At 70.5% G+C, this 23,033-nt stretch carries 20 protein-coding genes and 1 riboswitch; of the genes, 5 read left to right on the forward strand and 15 right to left on the reverse strand.

The annotated features are described in order from the left end of the window. The first annotated feature begins 40 nt into the window (after positions 1-40). Positions 41-1,366 (forward strand): glycosyltransferase 87 family protein, encoded by a 1,326-nt coding sequence (locus tag BKA18_RS09415; protein ID WP_366048641.1) that lies wholly within the window; start codon positions 41-43, stop codon positions 1,364-1,366. Between the two features lie 103 nt (positions 1,367-1,469). Here BKA18_RS09415 and BKA18_RS09420 read toward each other — a convergent pair whose 3' ends face one another. From BKA18_RS09420 to BKA18_RS09440, 5 genes are all read right to left on the reverse strand, one after another. Continuing rightward, positions 1,470-2,855: a hypothetical protein gene (locus BKA18_RS09420; RefSeq protein WP_366048640.1), complete on the reverse strand. Its 1,386-nt coding sequence runs from the start codon at positions 2,853-2,855 to the stop codon at positions 1,470-1,472. A gap of 51 nt (positions 2,856-2,906) precedes the next feature. Further along, positions 2,907-3,953 carry a C40 family peptidase gene (locus tag BKA18_RS09425; RefSeq protein WP_006606099.1) on the reverse strand — a complete coding sequence of 349 codons (1,047 nt, stop codon included), beginning with the start codon at positions 3,951-3,953 and terminating at the stop codon, positions 2,907-2,909. A gap of 231 nt (positions 3,954-4,184) precedes the next feature. Beyond that, positions 4,185-5,210 carry a C40 family peptidase gene (locus BKA18_RS09430; RefSeq protein WP_366048639.1) on the reverse strand — a complete coding sequence of 342 codons (1,026 nt, stop codon included), beginning with the start codon at positions 5,208-5,210 and terminating at the stop codon, positions 4,185-4,187. A gap of 306 nt (positions 5,211-5,516) precedes the next feature. Beyond that, positions 5,517-6,890 (reverse strand): NYN domain-containing protein, encoded by a 1,374-nt coding sequence (locus tag BKA18_RS09435; protein WP_078568761.1) that lies wholly within the window; start codon positions 6,888-6,890, stop codon positions 5,517-5,519. An 18-nt stretch (positions 6,891-6,908) separates the two neighbouring features. Further along, complete coding sequence (locus tag BKA18_RS09440) at positions 6,909-7,148, reverse strand: hypothetical protein (protein ID WP_040899430.1); 240 nt, start codon at positions 7,146-7,148, stop codon at positions 6,909-6,911. Positions 7,149-7,342: 194 nt separating this feature from the next. On the opposite strand from BKA18_RS09440, the gene BKA18_RS09445 reads away from it, so the two are divergent. Both BKA18_RS09445 and BKA18_RS09450 read left to right on the forward strand, forming a co-directional pair. Beyond that, a complete protein-coding gene (locus tag BKA18_RS09445; RefSeq protein ID WP_429638284.1) occupies positions 7,343-8,122 on the forward strand; it encodes a rhomboid family intramembrane serine protease in 780 nt (259 codons plus the stop codon). Next, entirely contained in the window at positions 8,119-8,400 is a 282-nt protein-coding gene (locus BKA18_RS09450; protein WP_006606094.1) for an Lrp/AsnC family transcriptional regulator, read from the forward strand. The genes BKA18_RS09445 and BKA18_RS09450 overlap by 4 nt, the downstream gene beginning before the upstream one ends. A 475-nt stretch (positions 8,401-8,875) precedes the next feature. Here the strand turns inward: BKA18_RS09450 and BKA18_RS09455 are convergent, their stop codons facing one another. The 6 genes from BKA18_RS09455 to ctaE form a co-directional block, all read right to left on the reverse strand. Then, on the reverse strand, positions 8,876-10,255 hold the full coding sequence (locus tag BKA18_RS09455) for an aminotransferase class V-fold PLP-dependent enzyme (protein WP_366048638.1): 1,380 nt from the start codon (positions 10,253-10,255) through the stop codon (positions 8,876-8,878). Between the two features lie 170 nt (positions 10,256-10,425). Next, positions 10,426-10,543, reverse strand: a riboswitch (SAM riboswitch). Between the two features lie 91 nt (positions 10,544-10,634). Next, positions 10,635-11,699: an anthranilate phosphoribosyltransferase gene (trpD, locus tag BKA18_RS09460; protein WP_366048637.1), complete on the reverse strand. Its 1,065-nt coding sequence runs from the start codon at positions 11,697-11,699 to the stop codon at positions 10,635-10,637. A gap of 138 nt (positions 11,700-11,837) precedes the next feature. After that, a complete protein-coding gene (gene qcrB, locus BKA18_RS09465) occupies positions 11,838-13,475 on the reverse strand; it encodes a cytochrome bc1 complex cytochrome b subunit (protein WP_366048636.1) in 1,638 nt (545 codons plus the stop codon). Continuing rightward, entirely contained in the window at positions 13,472-14,536 is a 1,065-nt protein-coding gene (gene qcrA / locus BKA18_RS09470) for a cytochrome bc1 complex Rieske iron-sulfur subunit (RefSeq protein ID WP_040899425.1), read from the reverse strand. Before qcrA ends, qcrB begins: the two co-directional genes overlap by 4 nt. Then, positions 14,533-15,342, reverse strand: a complete 810-nt coding sequence (gene qcrC, locus BKA18_RS09475) for a cytochrome bc1 complex diheme cytochrome c subunit (protein WP_006606089.1) — start codon at positions 15,340-15,342, stop codon at positions 14,533-14,535. Before qcrC ends, qcrA begins: the two co-directional genes overlap by 4 nt. Before the next feature lie 84 nt (positions 15,343-15,426). Beyond that, positions 15,427-16,047 (reverse strand): aa3-type cytochrome oxidase subunit III, encoded by a 621-nt coding sequence (ctaE, locus tag BKA18_RS09480; protein WP_006606088.1) that lies wholly within the window; start codon positions 16,045-16,047, stop codon positions 15,427-15,429. Between the two features lie 263 nt (positions 16,048-16,310). Here ctaE and BKA18_RS09485 point away from each other — a divergent pair, with 263 nt between their 5' ends. Next, positions 16,311-16,712, forward strand: coding sequence for a hypothetical protein (locus tag BKA18_RS09485; RefSeq protein ID WP_006606087.1), 402 nt, complete (start codon positions 16,311-16,313; stop codon positions 16,710-16,712). Between the two features lie 19 nt (positions 16,713-16,731). Here BKA18_RS09485 and BKA18_RS09490 read toward each other — a convergent pair whose 3' ends face one another. The 4 genes from BKA18_RS09490 to ctaC all read right to left on the reverse strand — a co-directional run bounded on the left by BKA18_RS09490 (position 16,732) and on the right by ctaC (position 21,231). Then, on the reverse strand, positions 16,732-18,006 hold the full coding sequence (locus BKA18_RS09490) for a L,D-transpeptidase (RefSeq protein ID WP_208859184.1): 1,275 nt from the start codon (positions 18,004-18,006) through the stop codon (positions 16,732-16,734). A gap of 134 nt (positions 18,007-18,140) precedes the next feature. After that, complete coding sequence (locus BKA18_RS09495; protein ID WP_006606085.1) at positions 18,141-18,539, reverse strand: cytochrome c oxidase subunit 4; 399 nt, start codon at positions 18,537-18,539, stop codon at positions 18,141-18,143. After that, positions 18,536-20,272 (reverse strand): aa3-type cytochrome oxidase subunit I, encoded by a 1,737-nt coding sequence (gene ctaD, locus BKA18_RS09500; RefSeq protein WP_093482782.1) that lies wholly within the window; start codon positions 20,270-20,272, stop codon positions 18,536-18,538. Before ctaD ends, BKA18_RS09495 begins: the two co-directional genes overlap by 4 nt. Continuing rightward, positions 20,269-21,231: an aa3-type cytochrome oxidase subunit II gene (gene ctaC / locus BKA18_RS09505; RefSeq protein WP_366048820.1), complete on the reverse strand. Its 963-nt coding sequence runs from the start codon at positions 21,229-21,231 to the stop codon at positions 20,269-20,271. Before ctaC ends, ctaD begins: the two co-directional genes overlap by 4 nt. Positions 21,232-21,580: 349 nt before the next feature. On the opposite strand from ctaC, the gene BKA18_RS09510 reads away from it, so the two are divergent. Continuing rightward, positions 21,581-23,026 carry a cysteine desulfurase/sulfurtransferase TusA family protein gene (locus tag BKA18_RS09510; RefSeq protein ID WP_366048821.1) on the forward strand — a complete coding sequence of 482 codons (1,446 nt, stop codon included), beginning with the start codon at positions 21,581-21,583 and terminating at the stop codon, positions 23,024-23,026. The last annotated feature ends 7 nt before the right edge of the window (positions 23,027-23,033 follow it).

The raw sequence follows: 23,033 nt of genomic DNA on the forward strand, positions 1-23,033 counted from the left end.
GGTGCCGGGCGGGCCCCGGACGAGCGGCGATGAGGTGACGATGAGCAGGATCAGCACGGCGCGCGGGGTGTGGCTCCCGGTGGCGGCCTGGGCCGTGACCCGGGCCGTGGTGCTGCTGTGCGTCCTGCGGGTGCTGGTCCTGCCGGGACCGGACGTCACCACCGATGTCTCGGTGATCTACCAGGGCTGGTTCGACGTCCTGAAGACCGGCACCTTCCCGCTGGCCGATGTGACCTGGCAGTATCCGCCGGCCGCCGCCCTCGCGATCCTGTCCCCCGGTCTGCTGCCGTTCCTGGACTACGCTCCGGCGTTCTACACCTTGATCCTGCTGACGGACGCGGTGGTGCTCGCGCTCTTCCTGCGGGCCGGCCGGCGGCCCGGCCACCGCCCGGCCGGGGCGTGGGTGTGGATCGCGGGCGTGGCGCTGCTGGGCCCGACGGCGTACGCCCGCTACGACCTGATGGTCACCGCGGTCGCCGTCGCCGCGCTGTTCGCGGCCGTCCGCCGGCCGCGGGTGGCGGGCGCGCTGATCGCCTTCGGTGCGCTGCTGAAGGTCTGGCCCGCGCTGCTGCTGACCGGGGCGGCGGGACGCGGCCGGCGGGCCCGCGCGCTGTGGTGGAGCGCGGCCGGTACCGCCGCCGGGCTCACCCTGTTCTTCGTCGCCGCCGCACCGGGCGCGCTGGCCTTCCTCACCTTCCAGCGCGACCGCGGTACGGAGGTCGAGTCGCTCGGCGCCCTGGCCTTCCACGTCGCCCGCCAATTCGGGTGGCAGGGGCAGGTGCTGCTGCACTACGGCTCGCTGGAGTTCCTCGGGCCGGGCGTCCCCGTCGCCGGCACCGTGGCGCTCACGCTGAGCCTGGCGGCCGTCGGCTGGCTGTTCCTGTGGCGGGTACGGGCCCGGGAGCTGGGCCCCGCGACGCTGTGCGAGGCCGCGTTCACCGCCACCCTGCTGTTCACGACCACCAGCCGGGTGATCAGCCCGCAGTACATGCTCTGGCTGGTGGGCCTCGCTGCGGTGTGTGTGACCGTACGCGCCTGCCGGCAGACGCTGCCGGCGGTGCTGGTGCTGCTCGCCACCGGGGTCACCCTGCTGGAGTTCCCCGTCCGGTTCGCCGATGTCGTGGCGAGCGACCCGAAGGGCGTCGCCCTGTTGGTCGTCCGCAACGGGCTGCTGGTCGCCGCGTCCCTGCTCGCCTGCCGCCGGCTGTGGGCCTCGACGAAGGACGGCGGGCCTGGGGACGACGGGCCCGGGGACGGCGCCGGCGTCGTCCGCGCCCGCAAGCCGGCGGACGGGATGGCCGCCGCCACCCGGCTCACCGACGCTGCCGCACCACCGCGGACACCGGCACCGCCGGCGGCCCGGTAGCGGCCACCGCCGCCGGCCCTCGCGGCTCAGGCCCGCTCCACACTCGGCGCCCCCGGCACCGGTCCGGTGGCCCGCCGCCCCGGCCACCACCCCGGCTCCCGCCTCACCGCCGCAGCTGCTGCCGTAGGTAAGCGCGCCACCGCCGGGTGAACTCCGCCGTACCGATGCCCAGTTGGGTGCGCATGACGCGGTCCGTCCGGTCGGCGCGGGACAGCGGCCGGTGTCCGGCGCCGGGGGCCGGGCGGGCCGGCCGGGAGCCCGCGGGCGCCGCCGTGGCCGCCTCCATCGGCGCCCCCGAGTTCCCCGACGCGACCCGGATCGCGCTCTTGCCCGCCGCCTTGTAGAAGGCGATCAGCTTGGCCTCGCCCCACTTCTCGGCGATCATCCGGCAGGCCAGCCAGCTGCCCTCGTACGCCTTCGCCAGCCGGTCGGCACCGGCCCGGAAGCCGAAGTCCGCATCGGTCGGCAGACGGGCGGGGAGCTTGCCGCCCGCGACCGCGCGGGTGAGTTCGGGGGCGGTGGTGACGGCCTTGCGGTGGACGCCGCGGTAGGCGACCCAGTCGGCGAAGCCCTCGGAGAGCCACAGCGGGGTGGCCGGGGTGGTGGCCGCGCGGGTGGCGACATGGGTGGTCTCGTGGGTGAGCACCACCTTGCGGCCCAGGTCGTTGAGCTCCTCGTAGGCGTCCGGGTTGATGATCACGCGGTCCGCGGGCGCGGCTGCCTCGACGCCCGCCTCCCCGGTGGTGACCGCCGCGATCCCGGCATAGCCGGACGGATCATCGCCGCCCATCAGCTGCGCCATCCGCTCGACCGAGTCCGGCGCCTCCACCACGACCTTCTGCGCCCACTTCCCCTTCCAGGCCGCGGAGACCGCGGGCACCGCCCGGTCCACCCGGCGCGCCAGGTCCTTCAGCCGCCCCGGATGGGCGGGGCTGCCGAGGACCAGGCTGTGCCGGCCGCGCACCAGCCGCACCGGGCCCTGGTCCCACAGCTGCCGGGTGCCGCTGTGGCCGTCCTCGGCGCCGTCGGTGTCGGAGGAGATCAGCCAGCGGCCGTCGCGCTCGGTCAGGGTGAGGTACTGGACGGCGTGCACCGGCGCGGTGTCATAGCCCTTGAGGCGGTAGCGCAGCCGCACCTTCGCGGCCAGCCGGGTGCCGGTGCTGCCGGACGGGAGCGGGAAGGCACCGGTCGAATCGAGGTCGTAGTGCCAGTCGGCCAGCGGTACGCCCGCGAGGTGGGCGAACATCGCGCGCTGCCGGTCGCGGTAGCCGGTGGCCCGCGGGTCGACGGAGGCGAGAAAGCCCGCCGCGTCCCGCTTCCGTACGGCCTGCGCACGGGTGTCGAGCATCCGCTGGACGTCCGGGAAACGGGCCGGTGTGGAGGCCGTGGGCGCGCAGCCGGCCAGCGGGGCGAGCAGCACGAGGGCCAGAGCGGCAGCACCCGCCGCCCCGGCCCGCGACAGCCGTCCGGCCGCCCACTGCTGTGACATGCGGACGATCGTAGGTCGGGCCCGGCCGGGGCAAAAACGCTGGGCTGTGCCTCAGGGCCTGGTGACGGCCGAGATCGGCATCATCCCGACCGGGTCGTAGCGCACCCGTGCGCCGGGATAGGGCGCGTGCACGACCTGCCCGTTGCCGACGTACATCCCGACGTGGCTGGCGTCGGAGCGGTAGATGACCAGGTCACCGGGTTGCGCCTGGCTGAGCGGCACCTGCCGGCCGGCGCCGCGCTGGGCCTGCGAGGTCCGCGGGAGGGAGACACCGGCCCGGCCGTAGGCCCATTGGGTGAGCCCGGAGCAGTCGAAGGCCGAGGGGCCGCTGCGCCCCCAGGCGTACGGCGAGCCGACCGCGGCGCGCACCGCGGCGACGGCCGCCGCGGCCCGCCCGGAGGCCGGGACGACCCCGTGCAGGTCCGGGACGGCCTCGCGGCGCCCGTCGCTCCTGGTGGCCCGTTCGAAGGCCTTCCTGGCGTCCTTGGGGAGCGCGTTCAGCAGCCGCCGGGCGGTGGCCAGCCTGCGCTGGACGTCCCGCTTGTGGCGGGCGACGGCCTTGCGGCTGGCCTCCAGCTGCGCCAGCTTCGCCGCGGTCTCCCGGCGCTGCTGCTCCAGGGTGCGCTGTGCCGCCCGGAGCCGGCGCAGCTCGCCGGCCTGGCTGACGCCGAGCCGGTCGAGCGCGGAGGCCTTCTCCAGGAAGGTGTCGGGCCGTTCGGTGAGCATCAGCTGGACGGTGGGGTCCATGCCGCCGGACCGGTACTGGGCGGCGGCCAGCGCGCCCAGCCGGCCGCGCATCCGGTTGACCCGTTCCTGGGCGCGGGCGGTGCGGTCCTGGAGGGCCGCCACCTGGCCGCGCAGTTCCTTGGTCCGTGCCTGGGCACCGTCGTACTTCTCGGTGGCCCGCTCCGCCTGCGCGTAGAGGCTGTCGACCCGGGCGGTCGCCGCTTCCCGGCCGGCGGCCGCGCGGCCGGCCGGATCGGCGGACGCGGCCGGGGCCGACAGTCCGGCGGCCGCGGTCGCCAGGGCGGCCGACACAACGGTGACCCCGGCGAGGGTGCTCTGGCCGTGCTGCGAGGTACGGCGGTGGGACACCACGAGAGCCGCACTCCTTCCCTGTGCAGCCCCTGCCGCCCGGGAGGGCGTCGGTGACCGGATGCTGCGCGGGCAGACAGTAGCGGCGTCGGTCCACACCGGCCAAAGACCGCATTTCGCCCACAAAAAGCCGCCCCGCCGGTGACTGTGCAGGTCACCGACGGGGCGGCAGGTCAGCGGCCTCGGCCGCAATTCGCCCGTTCGGGCGGCAGGTTGAGAGTGTTGTGAGGCTTGTCAGACCCGCACGCCGAACGCGAACTCCATGTTGCTCATGGGCTCGTAGCGCACCACGGCGCCCGGCTTCGGCGCGTGCAGCACGATGCCGTTGCCCGCGTAGAGGCCGATGTGGTGCAGGTCGCTGTAGAAGAGCACCAGGTCGCCCGGCTTGAGGGCGCTCTGCGAGGCGATCCGGGTACCGGCGTTGGCCTGCTGCTGCGAGGTGCGCGGCAGCGACTGGCCGGCCTGCGCATAGGCCCAGGAGGTCAGACCCGAGCAGTCGAACGACGACGGGCCGGTGGCGCCCCAGACGTAGGGCGAACCTATCTTGGACTGGGCGGCCCGGAGGGCGGCCGCACCGCGCTGCGACGCCGGGACGTCGTTGCCGAGGTCGGCCCGGTCGTTGCTGCGGTTGGCGCGGTCCTCCTTGGCCTGCATGGCCGCCCGCTCCTTGGCCGTCATCTGGTTGAGCAGCTGCTGCGCCTTGGCGAGCTTGCCCTTGATCTCGTCCTTCTTGTCACCGAGCGCCTTGCGGGACTCGCTGAGGTCCTTGATCTTGCCCGCGGCCTCGGCGCGCTCCTGGGCGAGCCGGCGCTGCTTGTCCGCGATGGTCTTCAGCTGCTCGGCCTGCTTGCCGCTCAACTGGTCGAGCGTGGCGGCCTTTTCGAGGTAGGTGTCCGGGTCACCGGAGAGGAACAGCTGCACCGAGGGGTCGATGCTGCCGCTGCGGTACTGGCCGGAGGCGACCGCACCGAGACCCTTGCGCAGCTGGTTGAGCTCACCCTGGCCGCGCGCGACCTTGTCCTGGAGGTCGCCGACCTCCTTCTGGAGCTTGTCCTGCTGCTCCTTGACCCCGTCGTACTTCTCGGTGGCCTGCTCGGCCTCGTTGTAGAGCTTGTCGACCTCGGACTTGACGTCCTTCTTCGACTGGTGGGGGTCGGCCTGGGCGGCCTGGGACGAGAGGGCGACGGCCGCTGCGGCGGTGGCGGTGAGCACGGTCACGCGGGTACGGCTCGGCTGCTTGGGTCGACGGTGGGACGCCACGGGGGCGAGCTCCTTCTTCCTCCAGCCGCCTACCGGGAAGTGGGGGGTGGTGAGACCCCGGCTCCGCGTGAACGCCGCGGACTCGGCGGTACCTTCACTGATCATCCCGGTTGGATAATCATCTGCATGAAGGTTCGGGCCTGACCTTAGTAACCGAGCTGTGATCGCTTCAAATCCCCAGGGGAAATTTCTGCGCCACCAGCCCCATCCTTTACCAACGTCACACAGGCAGTGAGCGTCAACTGACGCTCAGGTACGGAGAACAGGCGGTGGACGGCGGTTCCGGCGCCAGGGGCCCGGCGGGCGTCAGGTTCGGGCAAGTCGCTTGAGCAGCAAGGCCGATGCCACCGGCCGCGCCCCGGCCTTGGCCACCCCGTCGGCCACTTCCCGGTCCGTGGAGACCACGACGACCGGACGGCCGGGCGGTTCGGCCCGAACCAGCTGACGAATCAACTCATCGGCCGTTACGCCCGGTTTGCTGAAAAGGACCCGTACGCCGCGCGGCGGTGCGAGCAGCACCGGCGCTGCCAGCTCCGCCCCGTCGAAGACACAGGTCATCTCCGCGCCGGTCTGTGCCGCCAGCACCGCGAGACCGCCCAGCAGCCGCAGGCGCTGCTTGTCGAGCGGCATGGTCGGATAGCCGGTTTTGGTGACGTTGTAGCCATCCACCACCAAATGCGCCTGCGGCAGCGCCAGAAGCTGGTCGAGCAGCGCCGGGTCCATCTCCGACAGCGCCCGGGTGGCGATGTCCTTGGGCGTCATCCGGCCCGGTGCGACCGCCTCGACGGTGTCCGCGGGATGGACGTTGGCGGGCGGCAGCGCCAGCTCGCGGCGCAGCCCCTGGGCCGCGTCCAGCACCGTGTCGAGCAGCAGCCGCACCCGCATGTCCTCGACGCTGCGGCCCTCGCGGGCGGCCCGCCGGCTGGTCTCCAGCGCCGTCTCGGCCTCGGCGATCCGGGCCTTGAGCCGGCGCACCTCACTGTCCGCGGCGGTCTTCTCGGTGGCCGCCCGGTCCCGGGTCTCCGCGAGGGCGGCGTCGGCCTTGCGCACCGCGGCCTCACCGCGCTTGACGTCGCTCAGCGCGCTGCGCAGCTTGCGCCGCAGCGACTCGTTCTCCTTGCGGACGGTGTCCAGGTCGGCCCGGATCCGGTCGGCCTCCGTACGGGCCTCGCCGCGCGCCTGCGCCAGCTCCTCGCGCAGCCGGGCCAGTTCCCGCTCGGCCTCCTCGCCGGCCCGCTCGGCGCGCGCCCGCTGGGCCTCCTCGCCGGCCGCCGCGACGAGCTTGACCCAGCCCTCGGGGCGCAGCACATAGGCGGCCGCCGCGACATCGAGGGGTTCGGCGGCCGCCGGCGGATTGCCGTGCTCCAGCGCCGCGGCGAGCTCCGGCTGCGCCTCGCGCAGCTTGCCGGCGATGCGCTGCCGGAAGACCGCATCGCCCTCCAAGGCGGAAGCCATCGCATTTCCGGCGAATTTGGCCCGGCGAGTCGGGGTGAAACGGGCGTACTGCCGCAGCGGGGGCGGGAGTTCGGCAACCGTCAGCGCGCCGAACGACTCCGCGGTGAGCGCCACGACCCGGCGCCGTACGCCCTCGGGCAGCGGTCGGTCGAGCACCTCATCCGCCGCACCCTCGGGTACGTCGTCACGCTGTGCCCCCGGCTCCCCTTCTGGACGCTCCACCACGGCTGCCTCGCTCCGATCTCAGGCGTTCGCGCCCGGACGGTCCACCAGCTCGATCTGGTCGACCGCGTTGCACCAGCGGCAGCGCACGGACTCGATGCTCTCACTGAGCACCTCGCGCTCCTCCACCTTCGGCTCGCCGGCCAGGTCCAGATGGACGTACTCCACCACCTTGGCCTGGCGGGTCACGTCGAAACGGGTGAGGTTGCCGCACAGCGTGCAGCGCCACCGGGTTCCGTCCGTCGGCAGGGGAACAGACATCCTGTCGTCCTCTTTCGTGCTCGTCGATCTCGTGCAGCTGCGCCGTTCACGCGGTGCGCCGTCGGACTGCGGAAATACGCAAAGTACTGCCTGTAACCCTACGGCCTGACGGGGGGCCGGTGCGGGCCCGCCCGGGTGCCGGGATGCGGCGAGGCGCTCTGTCCCGATTGCCCCCATTGAGCAATGATCACTTCATGACGGCGCCGGCCCCCTCTCCCCGCTCACCCCGCTCGTCCGGTCTCCTCCCCCGTCCGCCGCATGCCACCCGGTCCCTGACCGCGGTGTTCTCGCGGCTGACGAATGCGCTGATCGGCCTGTGCTGCGCGGTCTTCGTGATCGGCCCGGCATCCGGCCTGAACCGGATATACGGCACCGGTGATGCCCTGCTGAAGGCCCAGACCGCGTATTTCGAGCGGTGGGGCGTGATCCCGCTGGATCTGTGGAGCGGCTCGGTGCGGGCACTGATCACGCCGCTCACCGCGTTGTTCGTGCACGGCAGCTGGCTGCACCTGCTCGGCAACATGCTCTTTCTCTACGTCTTCGGCGGGATGGCCGAGGCACGCATGGGCCGGCTGCCGTTCGCCGCCTTCTACCTCATCATCGGCTACCTGGCGCTGCTCGGCTACGCGGCCGCCCACGCCTCCTCGGACCAGACGCTGGTGGGCGCCTCCGGCTCGATCTCCGGGGTGCTCGGGGCCTTCCTCTATCTCTTCCCCACAGCGCGGGTGACCAGCGTCTTCCCCTTCCTGTTCTTCCTGCCGCTGCGCTTTCCCGCCTGGATGGTGCTGCTGTTCTGGTTCTTCCTGCAGTGGCAGGCCGCGCAGCACGACCCGCGCGGCCCCGGGGTCGCCTACCTCGCCCATGTCATCGGGTTCGCGCTCGGCTTCCTCTACGCCTGGGCCCGCTACAGGAGGGATAGTGTGGGGGCCACCAGGCGGAACGACCGGGCGACCGAGGGAGAGAGCCAGCCGTGATCACGTCGATCGTGCTCATCAAGACCAGCGTGGACCAGATCCCCGAGATCGCCGAGAAGATCGCCGCCCTGGACGGGGTCAGCGAGGTCTACTCGGTCACCGGAGCCCACGATCTGATCGCGATGGTGCGGGTGGCCGCGCATGACGACCTCGCGGACGTCATCCCCGGCCGCATCAGCAAGGTCCCCGGCGTCGCCTCCACGGAGACGCACATCGCGTTCCGCACGTATTCCCAGCACGACCTTGAGGCCGCCTTTGCGATTGGCCTCGACGCGTAGGCCTGTTTTTCCCCACGTTTTCGGCTGTCCCGCCGTGGTTCTTCTCGCCGTTGCGCTCGGCGGCGCACCCGCACGTTGTCGGCTGGCCCGCCGCGGGTGTTTGTCGCCGTTGCGCCTGCGGCGGGCTGGTTGCCGCTGCGCTGGCTGATCGGCTGCGGGACCGGCCCTCCGGACTCCGTCCTGCGGTCCGCCCCCTCCCGTTGGGGGTGGATGAAGACCGGTGGGGGCGGACCTCATCCCTCGACTACACGCAGACGACGGCCGGGGCCCGCCCCCACCGGCCTCTTCCCACCCACTACGGGAGGGGCCGCGCCGCAGGACGAAGTCCGGAGGAGCGGCACCGCACCCGACCACCCACGCCCGCCGCAGGCGCAACGGCGAAACACCCCGACGGCGGGCCAGCCGACAACGTGCGGCGCGCCGCAAAGCGCAACGGCGAAAAACCACCACGGCGGGACAGCCGAAAACGTGGGAATCAACCCGCGCTACGCACGGGAACACAACGGCCGTCCTCAGTGCGGTAGTTCCAGGTGGCGCCGTCCGTCACCAGTTCCTTGACCGCGCGGAGGAAGCGGTCAACGTGCTCATCCGGCGTGCCCACGCCAAAGCTCACGCGGATGGCGTTCAGCGATCGCTCGCCGGGGGCTGCCTCCGGGGCGCCGCACTCCCCGGGGTCCTGCGGCTCGCTGCCCAGGAGGGTCCGTACCAGGGGGTGGGCGCAGAACAGGCCGTCGCGGACGCCGATGCCGTACTCCGCCGACAGGGCCGCGGCGAAGTGTGAGCTGTTCCAGCCCTCGACGACGAAGGAGAGGACGCCGACGCGTGCGGCGTCGGCGCCGAAGAGCGAGAGGACCTGGACCTCGGGCACCTCGGCCAGGCCCGCCCGGACGCGGTCGATCAGTTCCTGCTCACGGGCGATCAGCTCCGGGAAACCGGCCTCGGTCAGTGCCTGGCAGGCGGAGGCGATGGCGTAGGCGCCGATGACGTTCGGCGAGCCGGCCTCGTGCCGGGCCGCGGTGGTGTGCCACTCGATGTCCACCCCGCCGTCCGTACGGCGGGAAACCTTGCGGCTGGCGCCGCCGCCCGCCAGGTACGGTGCGGCGTCCTGCAGCCAGTCCGCGCGGCCGGCCAGCACACCGGCGCCGAACGGCGCGTACAGCTTGTGGCCGGAGAAGGCGACCCAGTCGGCGTCCAGCTCGGCGAGGTCCACGGGGTGGTGCGGGACGAGCTGCGCCGCGTCCAGCACGATTCGCGCGCCGTGCGCGTGGGCCGCGGCCGCCAGTTCCCGTACCGGCCACAGCTCACCGGTGACGTTGGACGCGCCCGTCACGCAGACCAGCGCGGGGCCGTAGGGCTCGCGCTCGGCCAGCGCCTTCTCCAGGGTGTCCACCGCCTGCCGCGGGGTGCGCGGCGCGTTGAGGTAGGTCACGGCGACATCCGCGCGCTGTTCCCACGGCAGCAGCGAGGCGTGGTGCTCGGTCTCGAAGACGAACACCCGGGTGCCCTGCGGGAGGGCGGCGGCCAGCAGGTTCAGCGAGTCGGTGGTCGAGCGGGTGAACACCACCTGGTCGTCGGCGCGGCAGCCGAGGAACTCCGCGATCGTCCGGCGGCTGTTCTCGAAGAGGTCGGTGGAGAGCTGGGAGAGGTATCCGGCGCCGCGGTGGACGCTGCCGTAGTACGGGGCGTAGGCGGCGACGTCGTCCCAGACGCGCTGGAGGGCGGGGGCGCTGGCGGCGTAGTCCAGCGCGGCGTAGTCGACCTCGCCGCCGGTCACGAGCGGGACGCGGACATCCCGGCCGAGAACCGGCAGCGGGGCACAAACGGAACGGTCGGCGGCAACGGCGGCAACAGACATGGCGAACTCCCGTAAGAGGTAAGCGAATTCGCTGCGGGCGGGCGTACGGAAGGAACCGTCGGGGCACCGCAGCGGAAAGGAAAAAGGGATGCGGAGAAGGGGCCGTCGAGCCCTATCGCATTCGCTGATTCACGGAAGTTCTCCCTCGAGGACCAGGATCCCTGGCGAGGGATCCGCGCTTGCCGCAGACCTCGCTGCCTGCGGCCTGGTCATCACCCGGGGCACCCCGCCACGGAAGGAGGGTTGCCGGACAGCGGGCCGGGGCCTGTGTCGCTGTCACTCGTGACCTGCGCAGAATCATGCCATACCGCCGGTACGCCGCAAGGCCCGGTCCATATGACGGAACGGGCCTTGCGTCACACCCTGCGTGACCGGGCGCTCAGGCGTTACTGGCCGCCACCCAGCGCTCCAGCGCCCGCTTGGCCGCCCCGGAGTCGATCGCGGCGGCGGCGGTGGCGATACCGGCCCGGATCTGCTCCGCCAGCGGGGCATCGGTGGGCTCCAGGGCGACCAGCGCCGCCGCCGCGTTCAGCAGCACCGCCTCGCGTACCGGCCCGGTCTCGCCGTCGAGCAGCCGGCGCGCCACCTCCGCGTTGTACGAGGCGTCCGCGCCGCGCAGCGACTCCACCGGCACCAGGTCGATGCCCACGTCCCGCGGGTCGAAGGCCTCCTCGCGCACCGTGCCGTCCCGGACGACCCACACCCGCGAGGTCGCGGTCGTGGTCAGCTCGTCCAGGCCGTCGTCGCCGCGGAACACCAGCGCCGAGGAGCCGCGCTCGGCGAGCACCCCGGCCAGGATGGGCGCCATCCGGGCGTCCGCGACGCCGGTCGCCTGGGCGCGGACCTTGGCGGGGTTGGTCAGCGGGCCCAGCACGTTGAAGGTGGTGCGGATGCCGAGCTGGCCCCGGGCGTTGGCGACGTGCCGCAGCGAGGGGTGGAACTTCACCGCGAAGCAGAAGGTGATCCCTGCTTCCTCGGCGACCTCGACGACCCGTCGCGGGGTGAGATCGAGGTTGACCCCGAGCTTCTCCAGGACGTCGGAGGCGCCGCTGGCCGAGGATGCGGCGCGGTTGCCGTGCTTGACGACCTTGGCGCCGGTGCCGGCCACCACGATCGAGGACATCGTGGAGATGTTGACGGTCTTGGCTCCGTCGCCGCCGGTGCCGACGATGTCCACGCTCGGCCCGGGCACCTCGATCAGCCGGGCGTGCTCGTACATCGTCCGCACGAGGCCGGAGATCTCCGCGACGGTCTCGCCCTTGGCCCGCAGCGCCACCGCGAACCCGGCGATCTGGGCGTCGCCGGCCTCGCCCCGCATGATCTTGTCCATCGCCCATGCGGTGTCGTCCGCGGTGAGGTCACGGCCGTCGAGCAGGGCGTTCAGGAGGCCCGGCCAGGTCTGGGCCGCCACGCTGTCGCCGCCAAAGGGGGTCGCAACGCTCATGGTCCACACTCCTGGTTTGTCTCCTGCTTCTGTCGCTCACCCTATCGAGCCGCCGGACACGCCGGAGGGCCCCGTCCGTCCGGACGGGACCCTCTGGGTGGCGTGCTCCCTACGGTGCGCTACGAGGCGCCGCGGTGATCAGTGGTGGCCGTGGCCGCTGGTGATCTCCTTGTACTCCTCGACCGTGGGCTTGGCGATGACGCTGTCCTCGCCGTAGTAGCTCTCGGAGAGCTTGGCGCGCAGCTTCTGCGTACGCGGGATCTTGCGCCGCACGCCGTTCTCGTCGACCTCCGGGCCCAGTTCGAGCGGCTCGGGCTGCTCGTGCTGGGTGAGGAGGTGCAGCTGCTCCTGTTCGAGCGGCTCGTGGACCTCGATGAACTCACCGTGCGGCAGGCGCTTGATGATGCCGGACTCGCGGCCGTGCAGCACCTTGTCCTTGTCGCGCCGCTGCAGACCCAGGCAGATCCGCTTGGTGGCGATGAAGCCCAGCACCGGCCCCACGAAGAACGCGATCCGGACGAACCAGGTGATCGAGTTGATCGACAGGTGGAAGTGCGTGGCCCACAGGTCGTTGCCGCCACCGATCAGCATCACGAAGTACGCGATCAGCCAGGCGACACCGAAGCCCGTACGGGTCGGGACGTTGCGCGGGCGGTCCAGGATGTGGTGCTCGCGCTTGTCGCCGCGGACCCAGGACTCCACGAACGGGTAGACCGCGATGGCGACCAGGACCAGCGGGAAGATCAGGATCGGGATCAGCACGCCGAAGTTGAGGGTGTGGCCCCAGAAGTTCCACTCCCAGCCCGGCATGACACGCACCAGACCCTCGGCGAAGCCCATGTACCAGTCGGGCTGGGCGCCGGTGGACACCTGGTCGGGGCGGTACGGGCCGATGGCCCACACCGGGTTGATGCTGGCGATCGCGGCGATCGCCGCGATCACACCGAAGACCAGGAAGAAGAAGCCTCCGGCCTTGGCCATGTAGACCGGCAGCAGCGGCATGCCCACGACGTTGTTGTTGGTCTTGCCGGCACCCGGGAACTGGGTGTGCTTGTGGTAGAAGACCAGGATCAGGTGCGCCACCAGCAGGCCGAGCATGATGCCCGGCAGCAGCAGCACGTGCACCGTGAAGAACCGCGGGATGATGTCGTGCCCCGGGAACTCCCCGCCGAAGATGAAGAACTGCAGGTACGAACCGACCAGCGGCATCGCCAGGATGACGCCCTCGATGAACCGCACACCGGTGCCGGAGAGCAGGTCGTCGGGGAGCGAGTAACCGGTGAAGCCGGTGAACATGCCCAGCACGAACAGCAGGAAGCCGAACAGCCAGTTGACCTCGCGCGGCTTGCGGAAGGCGCCGGTGAAGAACACCCGCATCATGTGGACCATCATCGCGGCCAGGAAGACCAGCGCGGCCCAGTGGTGGATCTGGCGGATCAGCAGACCACCCCGCACGTCGAAGCTGATGTTCAGCGTCGACTCGAAGGCCTGCGTCATCCGGATTCCCTGCATGGGCACATAGGAACCGTGATAGGTCACCTCGGCCATGCTCGGGTGGAAGAACAGCGTCAGATAGACACCGGTCAGGATGATGATGATGAAGCTGTAAAGCGCGACCTCGCCCAGCATGAAGGACCAGTGGTCCGGGAAGATCTTGCGCATGTTGGACTTGGCGAGGCTGTAGATGCCCAGCCTGCCGTCCGCCCAGTCGGCGATCCGCTCGCCCCGTGGCGCCTGGCCACGGCGCGTGGTGGTCGCGCTCGTCTCGTTACTCATCCGCGCTCCCAGAAGCTCGGGCCGACGGGCTCCTCGAAGCCGTTTGCGGCCTCCAGGAAGCCGTCCTTCTCCGTGATGTGCAGCTGCGGCAGGGCGTGACCGGCCGGACCGAAGATCACCCGACCACCGTCAGAGAGGTCGAAGGTCGACTGGTGGCAGGGGCAGAGCACATGGTGCGTCTGCTGCTCGTACAGGCTGATCGGGCAGCCCACGTGGGTGCAGATCTTGGAGTACGCCACGATGCCCTCGTGCGACCAGGACAGCTCGTGCTTGTCCTTGATGTTCTGCGGCTGGATCCGCACGAGCATCAGGGCGTCCTTGGCGATCTTCTCCGCGAACTCCTCGTCGTCCTCCTCCAGACCCTCGGGCTTGGCGAAGGTGAGCGAACCGACGGCGATGTCCTCGGGACGCAGCGGGAGGTTGGTGGACGCGTTGACGAGGCGGACGCCCTTCTTCCAGTTCGTCGTCCGCAGCTTGGTGCCGGGCAGCGGCCCGAGGTCACGCAGCAGGACGACGCCGGAGAGCGGCACCAGGGCCAGCGCGCCGAACATCGTGTTGCGGACCAGCTTGCGGCGGCCGATCTGCGACTCCTTCGCACCTTCTGCGAAGTCCGCCATGACCTTGGCCTTGACCTCGGGGGCCGCCTCGATCGGGTGGCGCTCGTCGGCGACCTCCTCGTCCGACATCAGCGTGCGGGCCCAGTGGACCGCGCCGGCGCCGATGCAGAAGAGCGCCGCACCGAGGGTCAGCCCCAGCGCGAAGTTCAGCGCGCTGATGTGGCCGATCGGCCAGATGTAGACGATCTTGTCGATCGGGATCGCCACATACGAGGCGATGAAGGCGACCGTCGCGATCATCGACACGACGAAGAGGAGAGCCACGGTGCGCTCGGAGCGCTTGGCGGCCCGCTCGTCGATGTCCTGGGCACGGTGCTCGTGGGGCGGCAGACCCGGGTCGGCGAACGGGTTCTCCGCCGTGATCACCGCACCCTCGTGAGCCGTCTCCCGCTCACCGGGAAGGGTTTCTTCTGGCACGTCTTCGTGTCGTCCAGTCTCGCTCATGACTTCTTGGCCTTCGTAGTCCGGGCCGCGACCCAGATGGCGACCGCGATCAGCGCGCCCAGGCCGAAGATGTAACCGAAGAGACCCTCACTGACCGGACCGAGACCACCGAGGTCGAGGCCGCCCGGGCTCTCCGATTCATCGCCGTTGACCGCGCCGAGGTACGCGATGATGTCCTTCTTGTTCTGCTTCGACAGCGAGCCGTCACCGAAGGAGGGCATGTTCTGCGGGCCGGTTTCCATGGCCTCGTAGATGTGCTTCGGGTCCACGCCCTCGAGCGTCGGTGCGAACTTGCCGTTGGTGAGGGCGCCGCCCTTACCGGTGAAGTTGTGGCACTGCGCGCAGTTGGTGCGGAACAGCTCGCCGCCCTTGCCGATGTTGGCGCCCTCGGAGTTGTACTGCGACTTCTCCGGAATGGTCGGGCCGGCACCCAGCGACGCGACGTAGGCCGCGAGCTGGTCGATCTGGGCGTTGGTGTAGATGTTCCGCTTCCGCGGCACCTGGGCGCCGGGCTGCTGGGCGGGCATACGGCCGGTGCCGACCTGGAAGTCGACGGCGGCGGCGCCCACGCCGACCAGGCTCGGGCCGTCGGAGGTGCCCTGACCGCCGGTGCCGTGGCAGCTTGCGCAGCCCACGGCGAAGAGCTTCTTGCCCTCCTTGATGGCAAGAGACTGGGCGGTGTCATCGGCCTGAGCCTTGTCCGCCGGCGCGAACGCGGCGTACAGCCCCCCAGTGACCGCCAGCGCGAAGAGTAGGACGACGAGCGCCGCCAGCGGATGGCGCCGTCGTGCGGAGAGCTTTTTCACGGATTACCCCGGTGTCAGGATCTTCTGCGTCGATGCTTTGGCTATGTCTGTCTGATATGCGGGCCCGGCAAGGCCCCGTACCGGTTACCGGATCAGGTAGATCGTGGCGAAGAGGCCGATCCAGACGACATCGACGAAGTGCCAGTAGTAGGACACGACGATGGCCGCGGTGGCCTGCGTGTGGGTGAACCTCTTGGCCGCGTACGTCCTGCCCAGGACCAGCAGGAAGGCGATCAGACCGCCTGTCACATGCAGTCCGTGGAAGCCGGTGGTCAGGTAGAACACCGAGCCGTAGGGGCCGGACGAGAGCGACAGGCCCTCGTGCTTGACCAGCTCGGTGTACTCGAAGACCTGACCGCCGATGAAGATCGCACCCATGATGAAGGTGACCACGAACCAGGCCCGGAGCTTCTTGACGTCGCCGCGCTCGGCGGCGAAAACGCCGAGCTGGCAGGTCAGCGAGCTGAGCACCAGGATCGTGGTGTTGGTCGCGGAGAACGGAAGATTCAGCGCACTGGCGGATTCCTTCCAATACGCCTCGCCGGTCACCGATCGAAGGGTGAAGTACATCGCGAAGAGGGCCGCGAAGAACATCAGCTCGGAACTCAGCCAGATGATGGTTCCGACGCTGGTGAGGTTCGGCCGATTGACCGACGGGTGCGCGTGCCCGGTTTCTACTGTCGTTGCTGTCGCCACGACCGACATTATGTCGGTCGCTTATCCCGCCCTCACTCCGGGGGGTCCCGTTCGGTGTGTCAAGGGCGTATGCCCTGCTCGTACGGCCCATTTCGGCGATCGCTCGAAGGAGGGACGCAGCGGCCGGGACGCGGAGCCCGGACCCCGTCGGGACCTCTCCTGACGGCCCGTCGGGAAGATCCCGGATCCGTCCGACCCCTCCTGTCGGCACCCCCCGCGGGAGTAGCATCCGCCCCACCCGATGCTGTGCCGCTACGAAGCGTGGAGGAACGATGCAGGCGACTGCCACGGTGCTGGTCTACAGCGACAACGCGGGCACCCGCGAGCAGGTCCGGCTGGCGGCCGGACGGCGCCCCGCCGCCGATGCCCCGCAGATCGAGATCCTGGAGTGCGCCACCGCACCGGCCGTGCTCACGGCGCTGGAGCAGGGCGGCATCGACGTCTGCGTACTGGACGGCGAGACCGCCCCCGCGGGCGGAATGGGCGTCTGCCGGCAGATCAAGGACGAGATCTTCCAGTGTCCGCCGGTGCTGCTGCTGATCGGCCGCCCCCAGGACGCCTGGCTAGCGACCTGGAGCCGGGCGGACGCCGCGGTGACCCATCCGCTGGACCCGGTCGCCTTCGCCGACGCACTGGCCGGCCTGCTGCGCCGCAGGCGCCTCGTACAGGCCTGAGCGGCCTGCTGGGCGGCGCTCAGAAGGTCGGGCGCAGTCGGGCGTCGTCGGCGGGGTTCTGTTCGCGCTCGGCGGTTCCTGTGGTGCTGGACGCCTTGTTCTTCAGCGCGCTGCCGGCCCGCCATTCCTGCCAGGGCATGTTCCAGTCGCCGAAGCCGTTGTCGAACGGCGTCATGGTCTCGCCGCCGCTGTTGACGACCTTGACGATGTCGCCGACCCGGACGTGGTTGAAGAACCACTGGGCGTTGCCGGTGGACATGCCCGTACAGCCGTGGCTGACGTTCGCCGCGCCCTGGGATCCGACGGACCAGGGTGCGGCGTGCACGTACTCACCGCTCCAGGTCACCCGGGTGGCCCAGTAGACCGGCAGGTCGTAGGAGTCCGAGCTGCCGGCGGCGATGCCGACGGTCGAGCTGCGCATCCGTACGAAGCTCTCCTTGCCGAGGACGACCTTGACGCCGTTACGGGTGGAGAATCCGGGCTTGCCGGTGGTCACGGGGATGGTGTTGATCTCCTCACCGTTGCGCAGCACCGTCATGTGGTGTGCCGCCGCGTCGGTGATGGCCTCCACCCGGTCGCCGGTGGTGAGCCGCAGCGGCTTGGACGGGCCGCCGTAGAGCCCCTTGGCGATCTTCAGGCCGGCCAGGTTGCTGTGCACCGAGATGGTGGCGTGGGCGGGCCAGTACTCCTTCGGCCGGAAGTGCAGCTTCTTGCCGTCCACCCAGTGCCAGGCGCCCTCGACCCGCGGCATGGAATCGACCTTCAGGGCGCTCTCGACGATGGCCCGCTGCTTGGCGTCCTTGACCGGCCGGCTCAGCTCGGCGGTGACCGGCTGGCCGACGCCGTACTCGCCGCCCTCCGGCCCGAAGACCGCGGTCAACTGGCCGTCGGCGTCCGCGGTGTGGACCGTGAGCGTCTTGCGGCCGGGCGCACCGTCCCCGTCCTCGGTGCTCACCCGCACCGTGTAGCGGCTGCCGGCGGCCAGCGGCACCGTGGTGCGCCAGCGCCTGCCGTCGGCGCTCAGCTCGCCACGGACGAAGCGGCCGGTGGAGTCGGTGGCGGTCACGTCGGTGATCCGCGCGTCGTCCCCCTTGACGGAAACCTCAAGCGGCTTGTCTGGGTCCGCCTTCTTTTTGCCGTCGGGGGTGTTGGCCGTGATCTGGTCGGCCGCGTCGTAGGGAGCGGCGGAGAGCGCTTCCGAATCCGAGCCCCCGCACGCGGTGGCGCTCACCGCAAGGGGCACGAGCAGGAGGCCGCAGCTCAGCACCGTCCGGGTTCGAGGTCTGTGACTCATGACCCAAAAATATGAAGAATCACCTGGCCCAGCGCGCTGGAGGACTGCAAACGGGTCTGTCCCCGGCCCGGAAACGGGGCGGGCCCGGGCACCCCGTCAGGGTGTCCGGGCCCGCCGTACGGCAGTGCGCGTGCTTACTGCGTGCGGTTCTCACCGTGGTAGTACTCGAAGACCCAGCCGAAGAGTCCGACGAAGATCACCGGCAGCGAGAAGTACAGCAGCCACCAGCCGAAGACGACTCCCAGGAAGGCGAGCGCGCCACCGATCGCCAGGGACAGCGGCTGCCAGCTGTGCGGGCTGAAGAAGCCCAGCTCGCCGGCGTCGTCCGAGACCTCGGCGTTCTCGTTGTCCTGTGCACCCGCGTCGACCCGCCGGGCCGTGAAGGCCAGGTAGTAGCCGACCATGATGCACAGGCCGAAGGCGAGGAACAGCGCGGTGGTACCCGCAGGCTCCTTCGACCACAGGCCATAGACGATCGCCATGACGAGGACGAAGACGGAGAGCCAGATGAACATCTTGCCCTGGATCTTCACTTGCCCGCCTCCTTGCCGCCGGCGAGGGCCTTGTCGGCCTCGGTGCCGTGGCCGTTGTGCAGCGCGTCAAGGGCTGCGATCTCCGGGTGGTGCAGGTCGAACGCCGGGGATTCGGAGCGAATACGCGGCAGGGTGAGGAAGTTGTGCCGCGGCGGCGGGCAGGACGTCGCCCACTCCAGCGAGCGGCCGTAGCCCCACGGGTCGTCGACCTCGATCTTCTCGCCGTACTTCGACGTCTTCCAGACGTTGTAGAGGAACGGCAGGATCGACAGGCCCAGCAGGAACGAGCTGATCGTCGAGATGGTGTTCAGCGTCGTGAAGCCGTCGGCCGCGAGGTAGTCCGCGTAACGCCGCGGCATGCCCTCGGCGCCCAGCCAGTGCTGGACGAGGAAGGTGCCGTGGAAGCCCACGAACAGCGTCCAGAAGGTGATCTTTCCGAGCCGCTCGTCCAGCATCTTGCCGGTCATCTTCGGCCACCAGAAGTGGAATCCGGCGAACATCGCGAAGACGACCGTACCGAACACGACGTAGTGGAAGTGCGCCACCACGAAGTACGAGTCGGAGACGTGGAAGTCCATCGGCGGCGAGGCCAGGATGACACCGGTCAGACCACCGAAGGTGAAGGTGATCAGGAAGCCGATCGCCCACAGCATCGGCGTCTCGAAGGACAGTGAGCCCTTCCACATCGTGCCGATCCAGTTGAAGAACTTCACACCCGTCGGCACCGCGATGAGGAACGTCATGAAGGAGAAGAACGGCAACAGCACGCCGCCCGTCACATACATGTGGTGCGCCCACACCGTGACCGAAAGACCGGCGATCGAAACCGTCGCCGCAATCAGACCGATGTAGCCGAACATCGGCTTCCGGGAGAACACCGGAATGACCTCGGAAATGATGCCGAAGAACGGCAGGGCGATGATGTACACCTCGGGATGGCCGAAGAACCAGAAGAGGTGCTGCCAGAGCAACGCGCCGCCGTTTGCGGCGTCGAAGACATGCGCACCGAATTTGCGGTCCGCCTCCAGCGCGAGCAGCGCGGCCGCCAGCACCGGGAAGGCCAGCAGGACCAGCACGGCGGTCAGCAGCACGTTCCAGACGAAGATCGGCATCCGGAACATCGTCATGCCCGGCGCCCGCATGCAGATGATCGTCGTGATGAAGTTGACCGAGCCGAGGATCGTGCCGAAGCCGGAGAAGGCCAGACCCATGATCCACATGTCCGCGCCGACGCCCGGCGAACGCACCGCGTCCGACAGCGGCGAGTACGCGAACCAGCCGAAGTCCGCCGCACCCTGCGGGGTGAGGAAGCCGGCCACCGCGATCAGCGAGCCGAAGAGGTAGAGCCAGTAGGCGAACATGTTCAGCCGCGGGAACGCCACGTCGGGCGCGCCGATCTGCAGCGGCATGATCCAGTTCGCGAAACCGGCGAACAGCGGCGTCGCGAACATCAGCAGCATGATCGTGCCGTGCATCGTGAACGCCTGGTTGAACTGCTCGTTCGACATGATCTGCGTGCCGGGACGGGCCAGTTCGGCGCGCATGAGGAGCGCCATCACGCCGCCGATGCAGAAGAACGCGAACGACGTGACCAGGTAGAGCGTGCCGATCGTCTTGTGGTCAGTGGTGGTGAGCCACTGGACGGCAGCGATACCGGGTTGCTTCTTGCGTACGGGCGGTGCTGCCGGAGCCGTATCGGCGGCGGCACCCTGAGGTTCGTTGAGGATGCTCACTGGTTCTTCGTCTCCGCATTCCTGGCGTGATCCGTCTGCTTGATGCCCGACGGCAGGTATCCGGTCTGGCCCTTCTTCGCCAGGTCCTTCAGGTGTGCCCGGTACCGCTCGGGGGACACGACCTTGACGTTGAAGAGCATCCGGGAGTGGTCGACGCCGCAGAGCTCGGCGCACTTGCCCATGAAGGTGCCCTCCTTGTTGGGAGTCACCTCGAAGACGTTGGTGTGGCCCGGGATGACGTCCTGCTTCATCAGGAACGGCACCACCCAGAAGGAGTGGATGACATCACGAGAGGTCAGCACGAACTGAACCGTCTCGCCCTTCGGCAGCCACAGGGTCGGACCGGGGTTGCCGGTCTGCGGGTTGCGCTCGCCCGGGGTGCCCACGTCGTAGACGCCGTCCGCACCGGCCGGCGCGGTCTTCTTCCACTTGTCCGGGACCGCGGAGAGTGCACTGGAGTCGATGGCCGAGGTGGACTTGTTGCCGTCCACGTTCTCCAGGTAGTTGAACGCCCAGCTCCACTGGAAGCCCACCACGTTCACGACGTGGTCCGGCTTCTTGGAAGTCTTCAGCAGCGCACTCTCATCACGTGCGGTGAAGTAGAAAAGCACCGCAATGATGATGAACGGGACGATCGTGTACAACGCCTCGATCGGCATGTTGTACCGGGTCTGCGCGGGGACCTCCACCTTGGTCCTGCTGCGGCGGTGGAAGATCACACTCCAGATGATCAGGCCCCACACCAGCACGCCCGTTGCGAGGGCGGCGGCCCAGGAGCCTTGCCAAAGAGAGAGGATCCGCGGCGCCTCGTCGGTGACGGGCGTTGGCATGCCGAGGCGGGGGAAGTCCTTATATGTGCAACCAGTAGCGGTCGCCAGGACCAGGCCCGCAGCAAGCACCTGCGGCAGCTTCCGCCGCATCGGGCGCCGCGACGAGCGGTCGGAGCCGTTGGGACTCACGTAGCGCCTTCCCGAGAGTCTCGCCCGCGCGGTCGGCTGCGGCCTTACTCGCTGGTCGGTCGCCGCCCTGCGTCGGGCAGGGGTTTGGATGTTTATGCGGGCCAAACCTTACTGGACGCTATTTGGGGTCGCGCGGGGAGGGTGCCCAACGCGCCGCGCCGCACCCCTAAGGGGTGGCCAGGCCCATGGCGGGCGGCCCGCCGAACCCCCGAATACCCGCTTCCACCAGGCATCTGACGCCGTACCCGGCACCGCGCCCGGGCCGCTTCGTCCGGGCCCCGGCGGCCGCCCCGTCCGCCGCCGGACCGATTCCACGCACCGCCCGCGGCCGGTGTTCTACCGTCGTTACGTGCCCTACTTCGACGCGGCCTCGACCGCCCCGCTGCACCCCGTCGCCCGCGAGGCGCTCCTCGCCTCGCTCGACGAAGGGTGGGCCGACCCGGCCCGCCTCTATCGCGAGGGGCGGCGCGCCCGGCTGCTGCTGGACGCCGCCCGGGAGGCCGCGGCCGAGGCGGTCGGCTGTCGCCCGGACGAATTGGTTTTCACCCCTTCGGGGACACAGGCGGTCCATACGGGAGTGTCCGGCGCGCTGGCGGCCCGTCGGCGGGCCGGCCGCCGGCTGCTGCACTCCGCCGTCGAGCACTCCTCGGTGCTGCATGCCGCCGAGGTCCATGAGGCGGCCGGCGGGAGCCGGGCGGAGCTGCCGGTGGACCGTACGGGTCGGGTGGCGGCCGGCGAGGTGGCCGCCGCGCTCGGTACGGACACCGCGCTGGTCTGCCTCCAGTCCGCGAACCACGAGGTGGGGACCGAGCAGCCGGTCGACGAGGTGGCGGAGCTCTGCCGGGAGGCGGGGGTGCCGCTGCTGGTGGACGCGGCCCAGTCGCTGCCGTGGGGGCCGGTGCCCGGCCCCTGGTCGCTGCTGGCGGCCAGCGCCCACAAGTGGGGCGGTCCGCCCGGTGTGGGGCTGCTCGCGGTCCGCAAGGGGACCCGGTTCGCGCCCCAGGGGCCGGCGGACGAGCGGGAGTCGGGCCGCAGCCCGGGCTTCGAGAACCTCCCGGCGATCGTGGCCGCCGCGGCTTCGCTGCGCGCGCTGCGGGCGGACCCGGGGACGGACGCGGAAGCGGCGCGGCTGCGGCTCCTGGTGGACCGGATCCGCGCACGGGTGCCGGAGCTGGTGCCGGACGTGGAGGTGGTCGGCGACCCGGTGCGCCGCCTGCCGCATCTCGTCACCTTCTCCTGTCTCTATGTCGACGGGGAGACCCTGCTGCACGAGCTGGACCGGGCGGGCTTCTCGGTGTCGTCCGGCTCGTCGTGTACGTCCAGCACCCTGACGCCGAGCCATGTGCTGCGGGCGATGGGGGTGCTGTCCGAGGGAAATGTCCGGATCTCGCTGCCGTACGGCACGGCCGAGGCGGAGGTGGAGCGCTTCCTGGCGGTGCTGCCGCAGGTGGTGCGCTCGGTGCGGGAGCGGCTGGGCGTCCCGGCGGCGGGCGGCGGGGAGGTGCCGGCGGCGGACGGCGGGGCTCCGCAGACCGCCCCGGCGGCACCGGCCGCGGAGCCCGCCGAGGCGGCCGGGCTGGTCGTCGATGCGCTGGGCAAGCGCTGCCCGATCCCCGTCATCGAGCTCGCGAAGGTGATCGGCGAGGTGCCGGTCGGCCAGACGGTGACGGTGCTCTCCGACGACGAGGCCGCCCGGCAGGACATCCCCGCCTGGTGCACCATGCGCGACCAGGAGTACGTGGGTGAGCGGGCGGCCGGGCGCGGCGCCGCGTATGTCGTGCGGCGCCGCGCCTGACGCGGTG

This window comes from Streptomyces auratus (genome assembly GCF_050433025.1).
Lineage (GTDB): Bacteria > Actinomycetota > Actinomycetes > Streptomycetales > Streptomycetaceae > Streptomyces > Streptomyces sioyaensis.

Bases quoted from the DNA above. Each gene is read 5' to 3' on its own strand.
- BKA18_RS09445 (WP_429638284.1), top strand. From the start codon at position 7,343: ATGACGGCGCCGGCCCCCTCTCCCCGCTCACCCCGCTCGTCCGGTCTC.
- BKA18_RS09485 (WP_006606087.1), top strand. From the start codon at position 16,311: ATGCAGGCGACTGCCACGGTGCTGGTCTACAGCGACAACGCGGGCACC.
- BKA18_RS09440 (WP_040899430.1), bottom strand. From the start codon at position 7,148: ATGTCTGTTCCCCTGCCGACGGACGGAACCCGGTGGCGCTGCACGCTG.
- trpD (WP_366048637.1), bottom strand. From the start codon at position 11,699: ATGAGCGTTGCGACCCCCTTTGGCGGCGACAGCGTGGCGGCCCAGACC.
- qcrA (WP_040899425.1), bottom strand. From the start codon at position 14,536: ATGAGCGAGACTGGACGACACGAAGACGTGCCAGAAGAAACCCTTCCC.
- BKA18_RS09455 (WP_366048638.1), bottom strand. From the start codon at position 10,255: ATGTCTGTTGCCGCCGTTGCCGCCGACCGTTCCGTTTGTGCCCCGCTG.
- qcrB (WP_366048636.1), bottom strand. From the start codon at position 13,475: ATGAGTAACGAGACGAGCGCGACCACCACGCGCCGTGGCCAGGCGCCA.
- BKA18_RS09415 (WP_366048641.1), top strand. From the start codon at position 41: ATGAGCAGGATCAGCACGGCGCGCGGGGTGTGGCTCCCGGTGGCGGCC.
- BKA18_RS09420 (WP_366048640.1), bottom strand. From the start codon at position 2,855: ATGTCACAGCAGTGGGCGGCCGGACGGCTGTCGCGGGCCGGGGCGGCG.
- BKA18_RS09490 (WP_208859184.1), bottom strand. From the start codon at position 18,006: ATGAGTCACAGACCTCGAACCCGGACGGTGCTGAGCTGCGGCCTCCTG.
- ctaE (WP_006606088.1), bottom strand. From the start codon at position 16,047: ATGTCGGTCGTGGCGACAGCAACGACAGTAGAAACCGGGCACGCGCAC.